General features: G+C 49.8%; 19 protein-coding genes. 10 read left to right on the forward strand and 9 right to left on the reverse strand.

Translation table 11 applies throughout. The features are described from left to right. Positions 1-9: 9 nt before the first annotated feature. Positions 10-114 (reverse strand): KPN_01571 family protein, encoded by a 105-nt coding sequence (locus tag FEM44_RS25895; RefSeq protein WP_214251103.1) that lies wholly within the window; start codon positions 112-114, stop codon positions 10-12. Between the two features lie 259 nt (positions 115-373). Between FEM44_RS25895 and asr the strand changes: the two genes are divergently transcribed. From asr to FEM44_RS22910, 3 genes are all read left to right on the forward strand, one after another. After that, the gene (asr, locus tag FEM44_RS22900) at positions 374-682 is read left to right on the forward strand and encodes an acid resistance repetitive basic protein Asr (RefSeq protein WP_217496764.1); all 309 of its coding nucleotides are present in this window, start codon (positions 374-376) and stop codon (positions 680-682) included. Between the two features lie 92 nt (positions 683-774). Further along, positions 775-858, forward strand: a complete 84-nt coding sequence (locus FEM44_RS22905) for a hypothetical protein (protein WP_135522607.1) — start codon at positions 775-777, stop codon at positions 856-858. A 99-nt stretch (positions 859-957) separates the two neighbouring features. Next, positions 958-1,779 carry a trypsin-like serine peptidase gene (locus FEM44_RS22910; RefSeq protein WP_135522390.1) on the forward strand — a complete coding sequence of 274 codons (822 nt, stop codon included), beginning with the start codon at positions 958-960 and terminating at the stop codon, positions 1,777-1,779. Positions 1,780-1,817: 38 nt separating this feature from the next. Here the strand turns inward: FEM44_RS22910 and mdtI are convergent, their stop codons facing one another. From mdtI to FEM44_RS26120, 3 genes are all read right to left on the reverse strand, one after another. Further along, positions 1,818-2,147 (reverse strand): multidrug/spermidine efflux SMR transporter subunit MdtI, encoded by a 330-nt coding sequence (mdtI, locus tag FEM44_RS22915; RefSeq protein ID WP_130219061.1) that lies wholly within the window; start codon positions 2,145-2,147, stop codon positions 1,818-1,820. Next, complete coding sequence (gene mdtJ / locus FEM44_RS22920) at positions 2,134-2,499, reverse strand: multidrug/spermidine efflux SMR transporter subunit MdtJ (protein WP_130209307.1); 366 nt, start codon at positions 2,497-2,499, stop codon at positions 2,134-2,136. Before mdtJ ends, mdtI begins: the two co-directional genes overlap by 14 nt. Before the next feature lie 101 nt (positions 2,500-2,600). Next, on the reverse strand, positions 2,601-2,771 hold the full coding sequence (locus FEM44_RS26120) for a protein YdgV (RefSeq protein ID WP_135522389.1): 171 nt from the start codon (positions 2,769-2,771) through the stop codon (positions 2,601-2,603). 133 nt (positions 2,772-2,904) lie between these two features. On the opposite strand from FEM44_RS26120, the gene tqsA reads away from it, so the two are divergent. After that, complete coding sequence (gene tqsA, locus FEM44_RS22930; protein WP_135385943.1) at positions 2,905-3,939, forward strand: AI-2 transporter TqsA; 1,035 nt, start codon at positions 2,905-2,907, stop codon at positions 3,937-3,939. Positions 3,940-3,963: 24 nt separating this feature from the next. On the opposite strand, the gene pntB is transcribed toward tqsA, so the two are convergent. Both pntB and pntA read right to left on the reverse strand, forming a co-directional pair. Then, complete coding sequence (gene pntB, locus FEM44_RS22935; protein ID WP_135405879.1) at positions 3,964-5,352, reverse strand: Re/Si-specific NAD(P)(+) transhydrogenase subunit beta; 1,389 nt, start codon at positions 5,350-5,352, stop codon at positions 3,964-3,966. A gap of 10 nt (positions 5,353-5,362) precedes the next feature. Further along, the gene (gene pntA, locus FEM44_RS22940; protein ID WP_130219055.1) at positions 5,363-6,895 is read right to left on the reverse strand and encodes a Re/Si-specific NAD(P)(+) transhydrogenase subunit alpha; all 1,533 of its coding nucleotides are present in this window, start codon (positions 6,893-6,895) and stop codon (positions 5,363-5,365) included. Positions 6,896-7,417: 522 nt separating this feature from the next. Here pntA and ydgH point away from each other — a divergent pair. The 3 genes from ydgH to folM all read left to right on the forward strand — a co-directional run bounded on the left by ydgH (position 7,418) and on the right by folM (position 10,689). Next, a complete protein-coding gene (gene ydgH / locus FEM44_RS22945; RefSeq protein WP_130209317.1) occupies positions 7,418-8,362 on the forward strand; it encodes a DUF1471 family protein YdgH in 945 nt (314 codons plus the stop codon). Positions 8,363-8,546: 184 nt separating this feature from the next. Further along, positions 8,547-9,929, forward strand: coding sequence for an amino acid permease (locus tag FEM44_RS22950; RefSeq protein WP_130209319.1), 1,383 nt, complete (start codon positions 8,547-8,549; stop codon positions 9,927-9,929). A 37-nt stretch (positions 9,930-9,966) separates the two neighbouring features. Continuing rightward, on the forward strand, positions 9,967-10,689 hold the full coding sequence (gene folM, locus FEM44_RS22955) for a dihydromonapterin reductase (RefSeq protein WP_135522388.1): 723 nt from the start codon (positions 9,967-9,969) through the stop codon (positions 10,687-10,689). On the opposite strand, the gene FEM44_RS22960 is transcribed toward folM, so the two are convergent. Then, positions 10,686-11,021 carry a GlpM family protein gene (locus FEM44_RS22960; RefSeq protein WP_130209323.1) on the reverse strand — a complete coding sequence of 112 codons (336 nt, stop codon included), beginning with the start codon at positions 11,019-11,021 and terminating at the stop codon, positions 10,686-10,688. The two genes, folM and FEM44_RS22960, sit on opposite strands and share 4 nt — an antisense overlap. Positions 11,022-11,149: 128 nt before the next feature. Between FEM44_RS22960 and rstA the strand changes: the two genes are divergently transcribed. The 3 genes from rstA (at position 11,150) to tus (ending at position 14,178) form a co-directional block, all read left to right on the forward strand. After that, on the forward strand, positions 11,150-11,869 hold the full coding sequence (gene rstA, locus FEM44_RS22965; protein WP_130209325.1) for a two-component system response regulator RstA: 720 nt from the start codon (positions 11,150-11,152) through the stop codon (positions 11,867-11,869). A 3-nt stretch (positions 11,870-11,872) separates the two neighbouring features. Further along, complete coding sequence (gene rstB / locus FEM44_RS22970) at positions 11,873-13,174, forward strand: two-component system sensor histidine kinase RstB (RefSeq protein ID WP_138159202.1); 1,302 nt, start codon at positions 11,873-11,875, stop codon at positions 13,172-13,174. Positions 13,175-13,248: 74 nt separating this feature from the next. Next, positions 13,249-14,178, forward strand: a complete 930-nt coding sequence (tus, locus tag FEM44_RS22975) for a DNA replication terminus site-binding protein (RefSeq protein ID WP_135522387.1) — start codon at positions 13,249-13,251, stop codon at positions 14,176-14,178. Here the strand turns inward: tus and fumC are convergent. Together fumC and fumB are read right to left on the reverse strand one after the other, a co-directional pair. Further along, the gene (fumC, locus tag FEM44_RS22980; protein WP_062882940.1) at positions 14,175-15,578 is read right to left on the reverse strand and encodes a class II fumarate hydratase; all 1,404 of its coding nucleotides are present in this window, start codon (positions 15,576-15,578) and stop codon (positions 14,175-14,177) included. The two genes, tus and fumC, sit on opposite strands and share 4 nt — an antisense overlap. Before the next feature lie 139 nt (positions 15,579-15,717). Next, positions 15,718-17,364: a class I fumarate hydratase gene (gene fumB, locus FEM44_RS22985; RefSeq protein ID WP_135522386.1), complete on the reverse strand. Its 1,647-nt coding sequence runs from the start codon at positions 17,362-17,364 to the stop codon at positions 15,718-15,720. Between the last annotated feature and the right edge of the window lie 12 nt (positions 17,365-17,376).

Genomic DNA, 17,376 nt, shown 5'->3' on the forward strand with positions numbered 1-17,376 from the left:
ATTGTCTGCTCAACTCAACGTTAATAACCATCCTAAAATAGACGAAGCGCCAGCCAATTCCCGCAGCGCATCTAATGTCATCAGGATAATAAATACCCAAATTAGCGGATTCATTTACTGTGTGTCATTTATTGATGATGCAAAGTAATTCTACCGTTTTGGGAACAGAGAAATAGTAAACTCGATCAAGACTACTGATATTAGTAGGGAATTTACCTTAAGTCACATCGCGTTATTATTTACCAATTTACTTTGTACATATCGTTACATGCCGAAACCAACCACTCACGGAAGCCTCTCATTACCCGAGATATAGTCATTACATCGGCCCCGTAGTGGGGTTGCATAAAAAAACCAAATTGAGGGTATGACAATGAAAAAAGTATTAGCTCTGGTTGTTGCCGCTGCAATGAGTCTCTCTTCTGCCGCCTTTGCCGCAGAGACTGCGACCACACCTGCCCCTGCAACTACTGCCACCAAAGCTGCACCTGCAAAAACCATGCATCATAAAAAACAGCATAAAGCAGCACCTGCCCAAAAAGCGCAGGCGGCTAAAAAGCATCATAAAAAAGCGAAAACTGAACAGAAAGCTCCGGAACAAAAAGCACAAGCCGCGAAAAAACACACCAAGAAACACAGCCATCAGCAACCTGCAAAACCAGCTGTCCAACCAGCAGCTTAAGTTTTCAACAGCAATAATGGCGCGCCCCCTCGCGCCTGAAAATTACGGCGCTAGACGGATAACGTTTAGCGCCGCCTTAAGCGGAGGGTACTATGGTGGGCCGTTATCGCTATGAGTTCATTCTTATCATCCTTATTTTATGCGCATTGATTGCCACTCGATTTTATCTTTTCTGATCGTAGTTATCTGATTTCACTCCCACTTTAATCCCGTCCCGGCTATAGTATTTATGAGGGTTTGCTTTTAATAATCATAATTACCCACCAGAGTGTGATATGCGTACAACCATTGCTGTAGTGCTGGGTGCAATTAGTTTGACATCTGCATTGGTATTTGCAGATAAACCTGACAGTCCTGAATCGGCTAATGATGAAGTCAGCACCCTTTTTTTCGGTCATGACGATCGAGTGCCAGTAATTAACACAACCCAATCTCCGTGGGATGCGGTTGGGCAACTGGAGACTGCCAGTGGAAATCTCTGCACGGCCACCCTGATTGCGCCCAATCTCGCATTAACGGCGGGTCACTGTTTATTAACGCCGCCAAAAGGCAAACCAGACAAAGCAATTGCGCTGCGTTTTGTGGCGAATAAGGGGCTATGGCGCTATGAGATCCACAACATTGAAGGCCGCGTTGATCCGACATTAGGTAAACGGTTAAAGGCTAATGGAGATGGCTGGATTGTCCCGCCTGCTGCCGCGCCGTGGGATTTTGGTTTGATTGTGCTGCGCAATCCGCCTTCAGGCATTACACCCTTACCACTTTTCGAGGGAGACAAAGCAGCACTCACCGCCGCATTAAAAACGGCAGGTCGTAAAGTGACCCAGGCAGGCTATCCCGAGGATCACCTGGATACGTTGTACAGTCATAAAAATTGCGAAGTGACTGGCTGGGCGCAAACGTCGGTGATGTCGCATCAGTGCGATACCCTACCGGGTGACAGCGGTTCGCCGCTAATGCTGCATACTGATGACGGCTGGCAGTTGATTGGCGTGCAAAGTTCGGCGCCTGCGGCTAAGGATCGCTGGCGGGCTGATAACCGGGCTATTTCTGTTACCGGCTTTCGCGACAAACTGGAAGAGTTATCCCGGCAATAGCGTTCAAATGCTGCCCGAAAATACGGGCAGCATAAACATCAGGCGAGTTTCACCATGATCATTCCGGCTAACAACAGGACCAGACCAACCCAGCCTTTGCGGTTTAACCGCTGACCAAACAGGACCCAACCGGCTGCTAATGTGGCGACAATACCAAACCCACCCCACAGCGCATACGCCACTGACAAGTCGATCCCTTTCACTGCCTGGGATAGTGCACTAAAAGCAGCAAGTACCGCCGCCAGCGACAGCAAGCCATAGACTTTACGGCGAAAGCCATCAGAAAATTTCAAAAAGACGTTAGCAATAATTTCCAGCACTATCGCCAGTGCCAACCAGGCGGCGTGAATCCATTCAAACTGAGCCATGATTCTGCTCCAGCGTAGATTTACGCACTTTACGTGTACCCGATTTGATCAATACAATCCCGGCAACCAGAGTTGTTAACCCGACAATTTTCATCAGCGATAAACTTTCATCAAATAACAGAACGCTAAACAGCGTAATAAATAAAATACCGATACCTTCCCACAGCGCATAGGCTACGCCTAACGCAATTTTTTTAACGGCGAAAGAGAGAAGTATATATGACAGAGAAATCATCACCAGCATTAAAATAAACCCGCTGTTTCCATCACTGACGCTAGCCCATTTCATAGATAACGTGCCGGTAATTTCTGTGGCAATAGCCAGACCTAATAAAATCCAATAAAAATACATCGTCCTTCTCCTGCAAGAGAATTATTTTAATATTCGCTTAATTCAGCGAAAGTAAAGTGGTCAAGCCCAGCGCATAGCGCAAGCTTTGGCAGAAGAAAGGACTAAAGCGCGTTGCGCCAGTGCTGCTCAGCTGCGAGCAAGATAGTGGATGAGGTACGAAGATGGGTAAATGTAGAAAATAACGTCCTGAACAAATTGTCCATAAAATTACAATTATCCGCAGTGTTGCTTCTCGTCATCGCGGATGATAATTGTCCTCGGTAGTTGAACACGTCTGATTTGTATCATAGCTTAAGAATTAACTCAAAACATTTTCACTTCTTTACCTGAGTGGTTTGATTTTCGTTATAATGCCGCAGCAAAAAAGAAAATATTATTAGCGAAGGAAGAAAAACGAGGATAAACATGGCAAAGCCGATCATCACGCTCAATGGCTTAAAAATCGTCATTATGCTGGGAATGCTGGTCATTATTCTGTGCGGTATCCGGTTTGCCGCCGATATCATCGTCCCCTTTATCCTCTCTCTATTTATCGCGGTAATACTTAATCCTCTGGTACAACGCATGGTTCGCTGGCGAGTGCCGCGCGTACTGGCGGTGTCAATTTTGATGACCATTATCGTGATGGCGATGGTGTTAATGCTGGCCTATCTCGGTTCAACACTCAATGAACTGACCCGCACTTTGCCACAGTATCGCAGCTCAATCATAAAACCCCTGCAGGCTCTGGAACCTTTATTACAGCGCGTGGGTATTGATGTCTCAGTTGACCAACTGGCTCATTACATTGATCCGAACTCAGCAATGACGTTGCTCACCAACTTACTGACTCAGTTATCTAATGCCATGTCGTCAATATTTTTATTGTTGCTGACGGTGTTGTTTATGCTGCTCGAAGTGCCGCAACTGCCCGGTAAACTCCAGCAAATGATGGCGCGCCCGGTTGAAGGGATGGCGGCAATTCAGCGCGCGATTGACAGTGTGTCGCATTACCTGGTACTAAAAACGGCTATCAGCATCATCACCGGTCTGGTCGCCTGGGCGATGCTCGCTGCACTGGACGTTCGCTTTGCTTTTGTCTGGGGATTGCTGGCCTTTGCGCTTAATTACATACCCAATATTGGTTCAGTTCTGGCAGCGATTCCCCCTATCGCTCAGGTACTGGTGTTTAATGGTTTCTACGAGGCGTTACTTGTACTGGCTGGATATCTGCTGATTAATTTGGTCTTCGGCAATATTCTGGAGCCACGCATTATGGGGCGCGGGTTAGGACTTTCCACACTGGTGGTTTTTTTGTCATTAATTTTTTGGGGATGGTTGTTAGGTCCCGTGGGAATGCTGCTTTCTGTGCCGTTGACGATTATTGTCAAAATTGCACTTGAGCAAACGGCGGGAGGCCAAAGCATCGCCGTTCTGTTAAGCGATCTCAATAAAGAGTGACGGCCTCCGTAGAGGCCGTCAGGGTTACAGTGATTTCAGGATTGCATCCACGCTGGCTTTGGCGTCACCAAACAGCATGTGGGTGTTCTCCTTGAAGAACAGCGGGTTTTGCACGCCAGCATAGCCGGTGTTCATCGAGCGTTTAAAGACAATCACGTTCTGCGCTTTCCACACTTCCAAAACAGGCATGCCAGCAATCGGGCTCTTCGGATCGTCCTGCGCCGCCGGGTTAACCGTATCGTTGGCACCAATCACCAGTACGGTATCGGTATCAGCGAAGTCATCGTTGATTTCGTCCATTTCCAGCACGATGTCATACGGTACTTTCGCTTCCGCCAGCAACACGTTCATATGCCCTGGCAAACGGCCCGCAACCGGGTGAATCCCGAAACGCACATTGATACCACGGGCACGCAATTTCTCGGTGATTTCTGCCACCGGATATTGTGCCTGCGCGACCGCCATGCCGTAGCCAGGGGTGATGATCACCGAGTGCGAATTTTTCAGCAATTCTGCCGTCTCTTCCGCAGTGATTTCGCGGTGCTCGCCCACTTCCTGATCATCACCAGTAGAGGAACCATCAGTGCCGAAACCGCCCGCAATGACGCTGATAAAGGAACGGTTCATCGCCTTACACATAATGTAAGAAAGAATCGCGCCCGACGAACCGACCAGCGCACCGGTCACAATCAGCAGGTCATTACTGAGCATAAAGCCCGCCGCTGCCGCCGCCCAACCGGAGTAGGAGTTCAGCATCGACACCACCACTGGCATATCTGCACCACCGATGGAAGCCACCAAATGCCAACCGAAGACCAGCGCTATAGCGGTCATTATCAGCAATGCCAGCACCTGCAAGCCAACACTATCGGTACGAACAAACACCATCAACAGCAGGAAGGAAACGACCAATGCAGCCAGGTTCATTTTATGGCGGTTTGGCAGCATCAACGGTTTAGACGAAATCTTTCCGCACAGCTTACCGAACGCCACAACCGAACCGGTAAAGGTTACCGCACCAATAAAGATGCCAAGGAACACTTCCGTCAGGTGAATATTGGCCAGAATCGGTGCCATTCCCGCGTCATGATGCAGATAGCTGTTAAAGCCAACCAGCACCGCCGCCAGCCCCACGAAGCTATGCAGGATCGCCACCAGTTCCGGCATTTCGGTCATTTCGACTTTCTTCGCCAGACGGATACCAATCGCGCCACCAATGACCATCGCAACCAGGATCCAGCCAACATTGCCAGTATCCGGCCCGAAGATGGTTGCAATTAACGCAATCGCCATCCCGGCGATACCGAAGTTGTTACCACGGCGAGACGTTTCATGTTTAGAAAGCCCGGCCAGACTGAAGATAAACAGGATCGCGGCAACAATGTATGCAGCTGTAACTAATCCTCCAGACATATGTTACCCCTTAGTTTTTGCGAAACATTTTCAGCATGCGCTGAGTCACGGTAAAGCCACCGAAAATATTAATGCTGGCGATAAGCACCGCGATAAAACTAAGGAAGCTAACCCAGCCGCCCTGGCCAATCTGCAATAGAGCTCCGACAACAATAATCCCTGAAATCGCGTTAGTAACCGACATCAGCGGCGTATGCAACGCGTGGGAGACATTCCACACCACGTAATAACCTACGACGCAGGCCAGCGCGAAAACGGTAAAGTGCCCGAGGAATTCTTTCGGTGCTACGCTTGCCAACCAGCCGAAAAGGATGATTGCCAGCGCCATCAGCGCATATTTACGCCACGGTGAGCAGGCACATTTTTCTTCGGTTTTAACATCAGGTGCCGCTTTCTGTGCTGCCTGCGGTTGGACTGAAACCTGAATCGGCGGCGCCGGCCAGGTAATTTCGCCAGAACGGATTACGGTCACGCCGCGAATCACCACATCATCAAAATCAACCGTGATATTGCCGTCTTTCTCTTTGCACAACAGTTTCAGAAGATTGACAAGGTTGGTGCCATAAAGCTGTGAGGATTGCGTCGGCAGGCGACCAGGAAGATCGGTGTAGCCAATCACTTTGACGCCATTCTCCGTGGTGAAGATTTCGCCCGGCACGGTGTATTCACAGTTACCACCGTTTTGCGCTGCCAGGTCGACAATCACACTACCCGACTTCATAGAATCAACCATTTCGCGGGTAATCAGTTTCGGTGCCGGTTTGCCTGGAATAAGCGCGGTGGTCACAATGATATCGACCTCTTTTGCCTGGGCGGCAAAGAGCTCCATTTCTGCTTTGATGAACGCTTCCGACATCACTTTGGCGTAACCATCGCCGCTACCTGCTTCCTCTTTAAAATCCAACTCGAGGAACTCCGCGCCCATACTTTGAACTTGTTCTTTCACTTCCGGGCGGGTATCGAATGCACGCACAATTGCGCCGAGGCTGTTTGCTGCACCAATGGCGGCCAGACCTGCAACACCCGCACCAATAACCATCACTTTTGCTGGCGGCACTTTACCTGCTGCGGTGATTTGCCCGGTAAAGAAACGCCCAAACTCATGAGCCGCTTCAACAATGGCGCGATAGCCGGCGATATTCGCCATCGAACTTAACGCATCAAGCGATTGCGCGCGAGAAATGCGTGGTACAGAGTCCATCGCCATCACCGTCACGTTACGCTCTGCGAGTTTTTGCATTAACTCCGGATTCTGCGCGGGCCAGATGAAGCTCACCAGCGTGGTTCCCGGATTTAGTAACGCAATTTCATCATCTAACGGCGCATTGACCTTCAGAATGATCTCTGACTGCCAGACGTTATTCCCTTCTACAATTTCGGCGCCCGCTTGCACAAACGCTTTATCGTCAAAACTAGCCAGTTGACCTGCGCCGCTCTCTACCGCGACGGTAAAACCTAGTTTCAGCAACTGCTCCACTGTTTTCGGCGTTGCTGCAACACGGGTTTCATTGGTTAACCGTTCTCTTGGTATGCCAATTCGCATGATATTCCCTTCCATCGGTTTTATTGATGATGGTTTGCCTGTGTTTTTGATACACAAGCCGCTCATGTACGAGCTAAATGTTACTCCGTTAAAATAAAATAGTAACAAACGCCTATAACGTACTGAAAATAATGCCTGTGATCTAGCGTCAAAAATCAGTATTTCGGCGTGAACTCGCAAAATATTAACGATTCAGCCTTGATAGCGGGATAAACACCATAGAACACAGGATAATGGGCGATAATTGTCTTTGATAATCAGGTAAAACATGAGATTTCACCGACGCCAGCTACCGGTTAACATTAAATTAACTTATACAATTCAGCCAGTTCAGTCATTCTTCTGTTGTTGTGGCTATTTTTTAAGCGCGGATGCTCATTCGATCAGATTTAAAATCAAATCAAGAAGTCTGATATGAAAAAATCACGCAGACAGTTACACACTTTAAATGCAATAATCAGCCACGTTTCTCGTTAATAACAATACCAGTACCTGGTTTGCGCAAGGCGAAGGATTATTTTTATGAAGCTTAAGAACACCCTCCTGGCGTCGGCACTGCTTTCTGCTACGGCATTTTCCGTTAACGCAGCAACAGAACTGACACCGGAGCAAGCGGCAGCGGTTAAACCTTTTGACCGTGTAGTGGTTACCGGTCGTTTCAATGCCATTGGCGAAGCGGTTAAAGCCGTTTCCCGTCGCGCTGATAAAGAAGGCGCCGCCTCTTTTTATGTTGTCGACACTTCAGATTTCGGTAACAGCGGTAACTGGCGTGTAGTTGCCGATCTTTATAAAGCCGATGCTGAAAAAGCAGAAGCTGATAAGAATCGCGTTTTTAATGGTGTTATTGAACTGCCTAAAGACCAGGCTGTTTTGATCGAACCGTATGACACCGTTACCGTCCAGGGCTTCTTCCGCAGCCAGCCGGAAGTGAACGATGCCATCACCAAAGCAGCAAAAGCGAAAGGTGCCTACTCTTACTACATCGTTCGCCAGATAGATGCCAACCAGGGCGGCAACCAGCGTATTACTGCGTTCATCTACAAACAAGATGCTAAAAAACGCATCGTCCAGAGCCCGGATGTGATCCCTGCGGATTCTGATGCTGGTCGCGCGGCACTGGCCGCAGGTGGCGAAGCCGCGAAGAAAGTTGAAATCCCGGGCGTTGCCACCACTGCATCACCAAGTGCTGAAGTTGGTCGTTTCTTTGAAACTCAGTCCTCAAAAGGTGGACGTTACACTGTCACGCTTCCTGACGGCACCAAAGTAGAAGAACTGAACAAAGCGACCGCAGCAATGATGGTCCCGTTCGATAGCATTAAGTTCTCGGGTAACTACGGCAACATGACCGAAGTCTCCTACCAGGTTGCTAAACGTGCCGCGAAGAAAGGTGCTAAGTATTACCACATCACCCGCCAGTGGCAGGAACGTGGTAACAACCTGACCATCAGTGCAGACCTGTATAAATAACTATTCAGTATCACATTAAGGCGGCTTTATGCCGCCTTTCAGATTTTTAGCTACAAATTTTCCCGCAACCATTGCATGCCGCCACTTCTCTTCGTAAAATCCCGCGCTTTAGTGGCATTCACCATTTTTATGCGTTTTGCCCTAATATTTATTCTTCTGAACACGTTTTAAACACTGGATATCGATGGAAAAGAAACTGGGACTGAGCGCACTCACCGCGCTGGTATTAAGCTCAATGCTGGGCGCGGGTGTTTTCAGTCTGCCGCAAAATATGGCGGCGGTTGCCAGCCCGGCAGCACTGCTCATCGGCTGGGGTATTACTGGCGCTGGCATCTTATTGCTGGCCTTTGCCATGCTGATCCTGACACGCATTCGTCCCGACCTTGACGGCGGTATTTTTACCTATGCACGGGAAGGATTTGGCGAGTTAATCGGCTTCTGCTCCGCATGGGGATACTGGCTATGTGCGGTTATCGCCAACGTCTCTTATCTGGTTATCGTCTTTTCCGCATTAAGTTTCTTCACCGATACGCCGGAACTACGCCTGTTTGGCGATGGTAACACCTGGCAATCGATCGTCGGTGCATCGGCATTGTTGTGGATTGTTCACTTTTTGATTCTGCGCGGCGTACAAACCGCCGCCAGCATTAACCTGGTGGCGACATTGGCAAAATTATTGCCGCTTGGTTTGTTTATTGTGCTGGCGATGATGATGTTCAAACTGGACACCTTCAAGCTCGACTTTACTGGCCTTGCGCTTGGCGTGCCGGTATGGGAACAGGTGAAAAACACCATGCTAATCACACTGTGGGTATTCATTGGTGTGGAAGGTGCGGTGGTTGTTTCTTCACGCGCGCGGAATAAACATGATGTTGGCAAAGCAACGCTTCTGGCGGTGCTTTCTGCACTGGGCGTTTATTTATTGGTCACGCTGCTTTCGCTAGGGGTGGTTGCTCGTCCTGAACTGGCTGAGATTCGTAACCCGTCTATGGCCGGTCTGATGGTGAAAATGATGGGGCCGTGGGGCGAGATTATCATCGCTGCCGGATTGATCGTTTCTGTTTGTGGCGCGTATTTAAGCTGGACCATTATGGCGGCAGAAGTCCCCTTCCTGGCAGCTACCCATAAGGCATTCCCGCGTATTTTTGCGCGCCAGAATGCACAAGCAGCGCCGTCTGCCTCGCTATGGCTGACCAACATCTGCGTGCAAATTTGTCTGGTGCTGATTTGGCTGACGGGTTCCGATTACAACACGTTGCTGACCATCGCCTCAGAAATGATTCTGGTGCCCTATTTCCTGGTTGGCGCGTTCTTGTTGAAAATCGCTACTCGTCCGCTGCATAAAGCGGTAGGTGTCGGTGCCTGCATTTATGGCTTATGGTTATTATACGCTTCAGGCCCAATGCACCTGTTGTTGTCCGTCGTTCTGTATGCGCCAGGGCTGCTGGTTTTCCTGTACGCGCGTAAAACGCATACACATGATAATGTACTGAATCGTCAGGAAATGGTGCTGATTGGCATGCTGTTAATTGCCGCAGTTCCGGCAACCTGGATGCTGGTGGGATAACTTTCGTCCCATCGTATGCTTGCAAAGGAGATTAACGATGGGGAAAACCCAGCCCTTGCCAATATTAATCACTGGTGGAGGCCGTCGTATCGGCCTCGCTCTCGCCTGGCATTTCATTCATCAAAAGCAACCTGTGATTGTCAGCTATCGAACGCACTATCCTGCCATTGATGGACTGATTAATGCGGGTGCGCTGTGTATTCAGGCTGATTTTTCAACGAACGACGGCGTGATGGCGTTTGCCGATGAAGTGTTAAAAACCACCCACGGCCTGCGTGCCATTTTGCATAACGCCAGTGCGTGGATGGCAGAAAAACCAGGTACTCCACTGACTGATGTTCTGGCCTGCATGATGCAGATCCATGTTAATACCCCCTACCTGCTCAACCATGCGCTGGAAAGATTACTGCGCGGTCACGGACACGCCGCCAGCGATATAATTCACTTCACCGATTATGTGGTGGAGCGCGGAAGCGACAAACATATTGCCTATGCTGCAAGCAAAGCGGCACTGGATAATATGACCCGTTCGTTTGCCCGCAAATTGGCACCGGAAGTGAAAGTGAATTCTATTGCGCCATCGCTGATCCTGTTTAACGAGCATGATGATGCCGAATATCGCCAACAGGCGCTGAATAAATCACTGATGAAAACCGCGCCTGGTGAGAAAGAAGTTATCGATCTTGTCGATTACTTACTCACCAGTTGCTTTGTAACCGGACGCAGTTTCCCGCTTGATGGCGGCCGTCATTTGCGTTAATGCAGCTTCATCCAGCAAATAATTAGCACCCATGCGCTTAACCCCCAGCACGCAACAGAACCCACAAAAGCAGCGGGCAAGCGCATGATTCCGGTGAAATACCACAACGACGCCAGATAAACAAAATAGGGAATAATCGACCACATACTGAAAACGATTGTGGCGCGTAAAGCTTCAATGCCGCGTTCACTGACAACAATATAATGCGCGATGAGCGCAAAGGTCGGGAAAAGCGGGATCAGCCCGGCGATATAGTAATTTTTCGTTTTTGCTAATACACCAATCAACACCACCACCAGCGCACCAAGCGCAGCTTTGATTACCAGCCCCATTTTTTTGCCTTAACACTTCCATAACAAGTCATCTGTAGAATACCCGATGCAACCTTGTTTAGAAACGATTGATAGTAAGTAAAATCAGCGCGGTGTATTGTGACGCTTTTATATCTGCCGTGAATAATATGAACACTATCGTATTTGTGGAAGATGACACAGAAGTCGGTTCACTGATTGCTGCGTACCTGGCAAAGCATGATATGCAGGTTACCGTGGAACCGCGCGGCGACCATGCCGAAGAGACAATTCTGCGGGAAAATCCGGATCTGGTGCTGCTCGATATCATGCTGCCTGGCAAAGACGGAATGTCCATCTGCCGCGATTTACGCGCAAAGTGGTCCGGGCCGATTGTTCTGCTGACCTCTCTCGATAGCGATATGAACCACATTCTGGCGCTGGAAATGGGCGCCTGCGACTATATTCTCAAAACAACGCCCCCCGCTGTTCTGTTGGCGCGTTTACGTTTACATTTGCGTCAGAACGAACAAGCGACGCTGACCAAAGGTATTCAGGAAACGTCTCTGACACCTTACAAACCATTGCATTTCGGTACGTTAACTATCGACCCCATCAACCGAGTAGTAACGCTTGCTAACCATGAGATTTCACTCTCGACGGCTGATTTTGAATTGTTATGGGAACTAGCCACCCATGCCGGACAAATTATGGACCGCGATGCGCTGCTGAAGAATTTACGCGGCGTCAGTTATGACGGGCTGGATCGTAGCGTGGATGTAGCTATTTCGCGGTTACGAAAAAAACTGCTCGATAACGCTGCCGAACCCTACCGCATTAAAACCGTTCGTAACAAAGGCTATCTTTTTGCGCCTCATGCGTGGGAATAAACGATGAAAAAACTGTTTATCCAGTTTTATCTTTTGCTGTTTGTCTGCTTTCTGGTGATGTCTCTACTGGTTGGCCTGGTGTACAAATTTACCGCCGAACGTGCAGGCAAACAGTCGCTGGATGATTTGATGAACAGTTCGCTGTATCTGATGCGTAGCGAATTACGCGAGATCCCTCCGCACGACTGGGGAAAAACGCTGAAGGAGATGGATTTAAATCTCTCTTTCGATCTGCGCGTCGAGCCGCTGAGTAAATATCATCTCGATAAAAACGCCATGCACCGATTGCGTGGCGGAGAGATTGTTGCTCTGGATGATCAGTACACTTTTTTACAGCGTATCCCGCGCAGCCACTACGTGCTTGCCGTGGGTCCCGTTCCTTATCTTTATTTCCTCCATCAAATGCGTTTGCTTGATATCGTGCTGATCGCCTTTATTGCCATCTCCCTCGCCTTTCCGGTGTTTATCTGGATGCGTCCGCACTGGAAAGACATGTTAAAACTGGAAGCGGCGGCGCAACGATTCGGCGATGGGCATCTCAATGAACGTATTCACTTTGATGATGGTTCAAGCTTTGAGCGACTTGGCGTGGCGTTTAACCAGATGGCGGACAATATCAACGCGTTGATTGCCAGTAAAAAGCAGCTTATCGATGGCATTGCCCATGAACTGCGAACGCCATTAGTGCGTCTGCGTTATCGGCTGGAGATGAGCGACAACCTGAACGCCATAGAGTCCCAGGCCTTGAATCGCGATATCAGTCAACTGGAAGCCTTAATTGAAGAACTGCTGACTTATGCCCGGCTCGATCGCCCACAAAATGAATTGCATCTTAGCGAACCAGACCTGCCGTTGTGGCTGTCAACACATCTGCAAGATATTCAGGCACTAACTCCCGATAAAACGGTACGGATAAAAACCATCATGCAAGGTCATTACGCGGCGCTGGATATGCGCTTAATGGAGCGCGTGCTGGATAACTTACTCAACAACGCCCTGCGCTACTGCCATTCAACCGTTGAAACCAGCCTGCTACTGGCAGGAAACAGAGCAACATTGATTGTTGAAGATGATGGTCCGGGAATTGCGGCAGAAAATCGCGAGCATATCTTTGAACCCTTTGTTCGCCTCGATCCTAGTCGGGACCGCGCAACTGGCGGCTGTGGGCTGGGACTGGCGATAGTCCACTCTATCGCTCTGGCTATGGGCGGCACAGTCAATTGTGACACCAGTGACCTGGGGGGCGCCCGTTTCGCGTTCAGCTGGCCACTGTGGCACAACATCCCCCAATTTACTTCTGCCTGACGCCAAACGCACGGTGGTTAAGTTGTCGTCAATATGCTATAAATAAAGTATGTTGTAACTAAAGTGGTAATTTTATGGCCCCTTACGATCTTGTTGACCGACTCAATACGATCTTTCGCCAGATGGAACAAGAACTGGCAGCGTTTGCCGCTGAACTTGAACAGCACAAGTTGCTGGTTGCCCGCGTGTTCTCGTTACCGGAGGTCAAAAAGGAGGATGAGCATAATCCGCTTAATCGCATTGAGGTTAAGCAACATCTCGGGAAAGAAGCGCAGGCGCTGGCACTGCGTCATTTCCGCCATTTGTTTATTCAACAACAGTCCGAAAATCGCAGCAGCAAGGCGGCTGTTCGTCTGCCTGGAGTGTTGTGCTATCAGGTCGATAACCTTTCACAAACGGCGCTGGCAAGTCATATACAGCGCATCAACCAACTTAAAACCACTTTCGAGCATATCGTTACGGTTGAGTCAGAACTGCCTACGGCAGCGCGTTTTGAATGGGTACATCGTCATTTGCCGGGGCTGATTACCCTTAACGCTTATCGCACGCTCACCGTTCTGCACGACCCCGCTACTTTACGTTTTGGCTGGGCGAATAAACATATTATTAAAAATTTGCATCGTGATGAGGTGCTGGCGCAGTTGGAAAAGAGCCTGAAATCGCCACGTAGCGTTGCACCGTGGACGCGCGAGGAGTGGCAGGGAAAACTGGAACGCGAGTATCAGGATATTGCCGCCCTGCCACAGGACGCGAAGTTAAAAATCAAACGTCCGGTGAAGGTTCAGCCAATTGCCCGTGTCTGGTACAAGGGGGATCAAAAACAAGTTCAGCACGCCTGCCCGACACCGCTTATCGCGCTGATTAATCGGGATAACGGCGCAGGCATGCCGGACGTTGGCGAGCTGTTAAATTACGATGCCGACAATGTGCAACATCGTTTTAAACCCCAGCCGCAGCCGCTTCGTTTGATCATTCCCCGACTGCACCTGTATGTTGCAGATTAACGCCCTGCTTTCATACTGCCGACCATCTGTTCTGGTCGTACCCAGCTATCAAACTCAGCTTCGCTAAGATAGCCCAGCGCAAGGGCGGCAGCTTTTAAGGTCAGCCCTTCTTTGTGCGCTTTTTTGGCGATCTCCGCAGCTTTGTCATAGCCAATATGGGTGTTTAGCGCGGTCACCAGCATCAGCGATTCATTGAGTAATTGGTTGATACGCTCGCGATTTGGCTCTATTCCCACCGCGCAGTGTTTGTTAAAACTTTCCATGCCATCTGCCAGCAAGCGCACCGATTGCAGGAAATTGTGGATAACCATCGGACGGAAGACGTTCAGTTCGAAGTTACCAGAAGCGCCGCCGATGTTGATTGCCACGTCATTCCCCATCACCTGGCAGCAAAGCATGGTTAATGCTTCACACTGCGTTGGGTTCACTTTTCCCGGCATGATTGAACTGCCCGGCTCGTTTTCCGGGATTGAGATTTCACCAATTCCACAGCGAGGACCGGAGGCCAGCCAACGGACGTCATTGGCAATTTTCATCAGTGACGCAGCCAGCCCTTTCAATGCGCCGTGTGCCTGAACCAGCGCATCACAGGTCGCCAGAGCTTCAAATTTATTCGGTGCGGTAACAAACGGCGCACAGGTAATGACCGAAAGCTCGTCCGCCACGCGACGGGCATACTCCGGATGGGTGTTCAGCCCCGTCCCTACAGCAGTCCCCCCCAGCGCCAGTTCCGCCACGTGCGGCAGGCTGTATTCAATATGTTTGAGATTATGCTCCAGCATCGCTACCCAGCCAGAAATCTCCTGCCCCAGAGTCAGCGGCGTAGCATCCTGCAAATGGGTACGACCAATTTTGACAATATCGGCAAACGCACGGGATTTCTCATTCAGAGTTTGTGTCAGGGTTTTAAGTTGTGGAATGAGTTGCTTGCGTAGCGCCAGCAGCGCCGCAACGTGCATTGCCGTTGGAAAGACATCATTAGAACTCTGGCTCTTGTTCACGTCATCGTTAGGGTGAACTTTACGTTCCATCCCGCGCACACCACCGAGCAGTTCACTCGCCCGATTGGCCAGTACTTCGTTCATGTTCATGTTGCTTTGTGTGCCAGAACCGGTCTGCCAGATTGCCAGCGGGAATTCGTCGTCATGCTGTCCCGCCAACACTTCATCCGCCGCCTGACGAATGGCACTCGCTTTCTCTTCGGACAACAAGCCTAAATCTTCGTTAACTTTTGCCGCTGCACGCTTGGTCAGCGCCAGCGCATGAATCAGTGAGGTTGGCATTTTCTCCGTGGAAATGCGGAAATGCTCCAGCGAGCGTTGAGTTTGTGCGCCCCACAGCTTATCTGCCGGGACATCGATCGCACCCATCGAATCTTTTTCGCTGCGTACTGTATTCATGGCCTGCTCCTCACCTGATTAATTTTTTTCTTCTTTGCTTACGTTAAGCAACTTTTAGCTCACTCATTATTTACTATTTGATAACAAATGTTTGGTATTTCGTGCCATGTAAAAAAGCCGCCCCGAAGGGCGGCTCTGCTTATTTCACGCAGCGGCTACACTGCGTGAGTTGTATCTGCTGGAAGAAGTCATTTCCTTTATCATCCACCAGGATAAACGCCGGGAAATCTTCCACTTCGATTTTCCAGATGGCTTCCATTCCCAGTTCCGGATATTCAACACATTCCAGACTCTTAATACTCCCCTGCGCCAGCACTGCCGCAGGACCGCCGATACTGCCGAGATAGAAACCGCCATGTTTTTTACAGGCATCCGTCACCTGCTGGCTGCGGTTACCTTTCGCCAGCATGATCATGCTGCCGCCCTGCGCTTGCAGTTGATCGACGTAAGAATCCATACGTCCGGCAGTCGTTGGGCCAAGAGAACCGGAGGCATAACCTTCCGGCGTTTTGGCCGGACCCGCGTAGTAAATGGGATGATCTTTAATGTACTGCGGCAGCCCTTCACCGTTATCCATCCGCTCTTTCAGTTTGGCATGAGCGATATCACGACCGACGATGATAGTACCGTTAAGCGACAAACGAGTAGAAACAGGATATTGCGACAACTGTGCAAGGATCTCTTTCATTGGACGGTTAAGGTCAACGCGTACCGCTTCGCCTTCTCCCGCTTTACGCAGTTCTTCAGGGATGTATTTGCCAGGATTATGTTCCAGTTTTTCGATCCAGATCCCCTGACGGTTTATCTTCGCTTTGATATTACGGTCAGCAGAACAGGAGACGCCCATACCGATCGGGCAGGATGCGCCGTGGCGTGGCAGGCGAATCACGCGAATGTCATGGGCGAAATATTTCCCGCCAAACTGCGCACCCAGACCGAGATTTTGCGCTTCAATCAGCAATTCGTTTTCCAGTTCCACATCGCGGAACGCCTGACCGTGCTCGTTCCCTTCCGTTGGCAGTTCGTCATAGTATTTAGCGGAAGCCAGTTTCACCGTTTTAAGGTTAGTTTCCGCAGAAGTTCCGCCAATAACGAACGCAATATGATACGGAGGACACGCCGCCGTACCCAGTGTGCGCATTTTCTCAACCAGATAATTTTTCAGTTTCCCCGGCGTCAGTAACGCTTTGGTTTCCTGATAGAGATACGTCTTGTTTGCCGAACCGCCACCTTTGGCGATACAGAGGAATTTGTACTCGTCGCCATCAACGGCATAAAGATCGATCTGCGCTGGTAGGTTGGTGCCGGTATTCACCTCTTTATACATATCCAGCGGCGCGTTTTGCGAGTAGCGCAGGTTATCTTCGATGTAAGTGTTATAGACACCGCTCGCCAGCGCCGCTTCATCGCCACCACCGGTCCATACTCGCTGCCCTTTTTTACCAACGATAATCGCGGTGCCGGTGTCCTGGCAGGTTGGCAGAACGCCTTTTGCGGCGATATCGGAGTTTCGCAGGAATTGCAGTGCCACATACTTGTCGTTTTCGCTGGCTTCCGGGTCACGCAAAATATCGGCTACCTGTTGTTGGTGAGCGGGACGCAGCATAAATGACGCATCATGAAACGCCTGACGCGCCAACAAAGTTAACGCTTCGGGCGCGACTTTCAAAATCTCCTGCCCTTCAAATTCAGATACGCTAACGTGTTCGCTGGTTAGCAGGTAATACTCAGTATCATCTTTTTTGAGTGGAAAAGGAGCCTGATAATGAAAGGGTTTGTTTGACATTGTTCTCTCACT

Source organism: Escherichia sp. E4742, assembly GCF_005843885.1.
GTDB lineage: Bacteria > Pseudomonadota > Gammaproteobacteria > Enterobacterales > Enterobacteriaceae > Escherichia.